Origin of the sequence: Bacillus cereus group sp. BfR-BA-01441, from assembly GCF_022663075.1 — a bacterium.
Lineage (GTDB): Bacteria > Bacillota > Bacilli > Bacillales > Bacillaceae_G > Bacillus_A > Bacillus_A cereus.
Map to the genome: position 1 here is coordinate 1 of NZ_JAKUEU010000175.1, position 3,012 is coordinate 3,012.

The window sequence follows — 3,012 nt, forward strand, 5'->3', positions numbered from 1 at the left end:
AGGAGATTAGTTTGCATGGAAAAAAATCTTTAGTAAGCAGTTCATACTATAACGGGAAGAGGGAGAATCTGTGCAAATTGTAAAAAAGGAGAAGTTTGTTTTAAAAGGGTTTACGTTTGAAAATGGCAGGGAAATTCCTGTTCAAATGGGATACGAGACATATGGTACGGTAAATAGAGAAAGGTCAAATGTGATTTTGGTTTGTCATTATTTTAGTGCAACAAGTCATGCGGCAGGAAAATATACAGTGCATGATGAGGAGTCTGGTTGGTGGGATGGGCTCATTGGACCTGGAAAAGCAATTGATACAAATAAGTATTTTGTTATATGTACAGATAATCTTTGTAATGTGCAGGTGAGAAATCCATATGTGATTACAACAGGACCGAAATCGATTAATCCAGAAACTGGAGAAGAATATGCTATGGATTTTCCGGTTTTTACATTTCTTGATGTAGCTCGTATGCAATATGAGTTAATAAAAGGTATGGGAATTTCAAGGTTACACGCTGTAATTGGACCGTCGGCAGGGGGAATGATTGCACAACAATGGGCGGTTCACTATCCACATATGGTAGAGCGGATGATTGGCGTTATTACGAACCCACAAAATCCAATTATTACGTCAGTAAACGTAGCGCAAAATGCGATTGAAGCAATTCAACTGGATCCAAGTTGGAAAGGTGGAAAATATGGAGAAGAGCAGCCGATAAAGGGGCTTCATTTAGCAAATAGAATGATGTTTATGAACGCGTTTGATGAGCATTTTTATGAAATGGCATTTCCTCGTAATAGTATAGAGATAAAACCTTATGAAAAGTTTTCTACACTAACATCATTTGAAAAAGAGATAAATAAAGCGACATATAGAAGTATAGAGTTAGTAGATGCAAATTCATGGATGTATACTGCAAAGGCAGTTTTATTGCATGATATTGCACATGGTTTTTCTTCATTAGAAGAATCTCTTTCTAACATAGAAGCGAATGTACTTATGATTCCATGTAAACAAGATTTGCTTCAGCCGTCTCGTTACAACTATAAAATGGTAGATATTTTGCAAAAACAAGGGAAGTATGCGGAAGTGTATGAGATAGAAAGTATAAATGGGCATATGGCGGGAGCATTTGATATTCATTTATTTGAAAAGAAAGTTTATGAATTTTTAAATCGGAAAGTATCTAGTTTTGTTTAGAAGACAAATGATGGGGAAAAGGTGCAATGTTTGTAGTAGGCACCTTTTTTTACATGATTTGTAGACGGAAAATATATGTGGCAATTGCTATACCGAAGAATGCGATACTAAGCAATAGAAATAAGAATGACATTTCTTGGGGTGATTTTATTTTTTTAGTATTTTTCATACTAAGAGTAATAATTGCAGCGATTAAGAAAATGATGCCCATTATGAAAAGGGAAAGTGTCATTTTCATTGGCTCCTTTCATAAGACAAGTATATTGAGGATACAATGCAAGAGTTATGTTTGTAAAGAATAAGTTTTGCGAGAAAATTGAGAAATAGTTTTTCGATTCTTTGCGTTCTTTCTTTTGCGTGCTAAAATTGGTAGAGAATGTTTGTGAAAAAGAAACTAAAGGTTTTATTGTATATAAGGAGGAACTACATATGACAGAAGTTAAAACAATTACTACAGAAGAGGTACAAGAGCGTTTAGAAAATGGAGAAACGTTATTTTTAGTAGACGTAAGAGAAGATGAAGAAGTAGCGGCAGGAAAGATTCCAGAAGCTGTACATATTAAAATGGGCGATATCCCACATAAAGTAGATTTCTTTAATAAAGAGAATGAATATATCTTTATTTGTCGTTCAGGAATGCGCAGTGAAAATGTATGTCATTATTTAAATGAGCAAGGATTTAAAACAGTGAATATGGTTGGCGGTATGCTTCAATATGAAGGTGAAACGAAATAGTTAATAGTTAAAAACTTGAAACGAGTCTGTTTCAAGTTTTTTTCTTTTGCATACAGTATAAAAAGGAGGAGGGGGAAATGGGGATTAATTTGCGTAAAGTAAAAATTATGAATAATACAGGAGCTGTTAATGTCGGCGACTGTTATGATATCTCGCCTTTAGCTGTAGCAAAAGTATATGCAGGTGCTGGAGGGTCGAGTGCGGCTATTTTTTTAAATGGGAAAAGACAGCCAGAAGCAGTCATTAGAACATCAGTGTTTCTTCCGCCGTTAGCAACAAGTACACGTACATTAGGTTCATAGAGGAAAGGTAGAGTGTAATTATGCCTGCTCATATAAAAGAATTTGTTATTGTGAATAACACTGGGAATATATTTACCGGTGATAATTTGAGTGATACTTCATTTACTGCTTCGAAATCATATAGTGGTTCAATGGGGTGCACTTGGATTGATGTTGTTACAGTAATAGGGACGGAGACGAAGCTTTGTTTACAGCCGGGTGATTCGGTGACGACAACATATACAAGAGGCACTCCTGCTGGTACTGTAACAGGAACAAATATGGGGCAAAGTGTAAATACATCGGGTATAGCACAAGCTGTCCCTAATACAGATAATATGGATTCAATTGCAGGACTCCCTTAAGGAATTAAGGGAGTTTTTATTATTTAAAATAAAAATAGTCTTGGAAATTATTTTTGTAAATAGATTAAGAAGAGGCTTATTTATTATGAAAAAGACGGTTTGTAGGTGGTGAAAGTGTGAAGAATCGTGATAATAATCGGAAGCAAAATTCGTTAAGCTCTAATTTTAGAATTCCACCAGAACTTATTGGGCCTACTTTCCCCCCTGTTCCAACTGGATTTACAGGTATAGGGATTACTGGTCCAACCGGTCCACAAGGCCCAACAGGACCTCAAGGACCAAGAGGATTACAAGGTCCGATGGGGGAGATGGGCCCGACAGGACCTCAAGGTGTGCAAGGGATACAAGGATCAGTTGGTCCAATAGGTGCAACTGGACCAGAAGGACAGCAGGGGCCACAAGGATTGAGAGGACCACAAGGAGAAACTGGAGCGAC

6 protein-coding genes are annotated in these 3,012 nt (G+C 36.7%); 5 read left to right on the plus strand and 1 reads right to left on the minus strand.

What is annotated here, in order from left to right; genetic code table 11:
- The first annotated feature begins 70 nt into the window (after positions 1 to 70).
- Positions 71 to 1,195, plus strand: a complete 1,125-nt coding sequence (locus MR107_RS29535) for a homoserine O-acetyltransferase family protein (RefSeq protein ID WP_134207637.1) — start codon at positions 71 to 73, stop codon at positions 1,193 to 1,195.
- 49 nt (positions 1,196 to 1,244) lie between these two features.
- Here MR107_RS29535 and MR107_RS29540 read toward each other — a convergent pair whose 3' ends face one another.
- Positions 1,245 to 1,427, minus strand: coding sequence for a hypothetical protein (locus MR107_RS29540; RefSeq protein WP_000175905.1), 183 nt, complete (start codon positions 1,425 to 1,427; stop codon positions 1,245 to 1,247).
- A gap of 197 nt (positions 1,428 to 1,624) precedes the next feature.
- Between MR107_RS29540 and MR107_RS29545 the strand changes: the two genes are divergently transcribed.
- The 4 genes from MR107_RS29545 to MR107_RS29560 all read left to right on the plus strand — a co-directional run.
- A complete protein-coding gene (locus tag MR107_RS29545) occupies positions 1,625 to 1,930 on the plus strand; it encodes a rhodanese-like domain-containing protein (RefSeq protein WP_000141207.1) in 306 nt (101 codons plus the stop codon).
- A 77-nt stretch (positions 1,931 to 2,007) separates the two neighbouring features.
- Complete coding sequence (locus tag MR107_RS29550; RefSeq protein ID WP_000512468.1) at positions 2,008 to 2,232, plus strand: spore germination protein; 225 nt, start codon at positions 2,008 to 2,010, stop codon at positions 2,230 to 2,232.
- 20 nt (positions 2,233 to 2,252) lie between these two features.
- On the plus strand, positions 2,253 to 2,576 hold the full coding sequence (locus MR107_RS29555; protein ID WP_001110855.1) for a hypothetical protein: 324 nt from the start codon (positions 2,253 to 2,255) through the stop codon (positions 2,574 to 2,576).
- Between the two features lie 116 nt (positions 2,577 to 2,692).
- Positions 2,693 to 3,012: exosporium leader peptide-containing protein (locus MR107_RS29560; protein ID WP_368738400.1), on the plus strand; the 320-nt coding region annotated here is incomplete at its 3' end.

Bases quoted from the DNA above. Each gene is read 5' to 3' on its own strand.
- MR107_RS29540 (WP_000175905.1), bottom strand. From the start codon at position 1,427: ATGACACTTTCCCTTTTCATAATGGGCATCATTTTCTTAATCGCTGCA.
- MR107_RS29555 (WP_001110855.1), top strand. From the start codon at position 2,253: ATGCCTGCTCATATAAAAGAATTTGTTATTGTGAATAACACTGGGAAT.
- MR107_RS29550 (WP_000512468.1), top strand. From the start codon at position 2,008: ATGGGGATTAATTTGCGTAAAGTAAAAATTATGAATAATACAGGAGCT.
- MR107_RS29545 (WP_000141207.1), top strand. From the start codon at position 1,625: ATGACAGAAGTTAAAACAATTACTACAGAAGAGGTACAAGAGCGTTTA.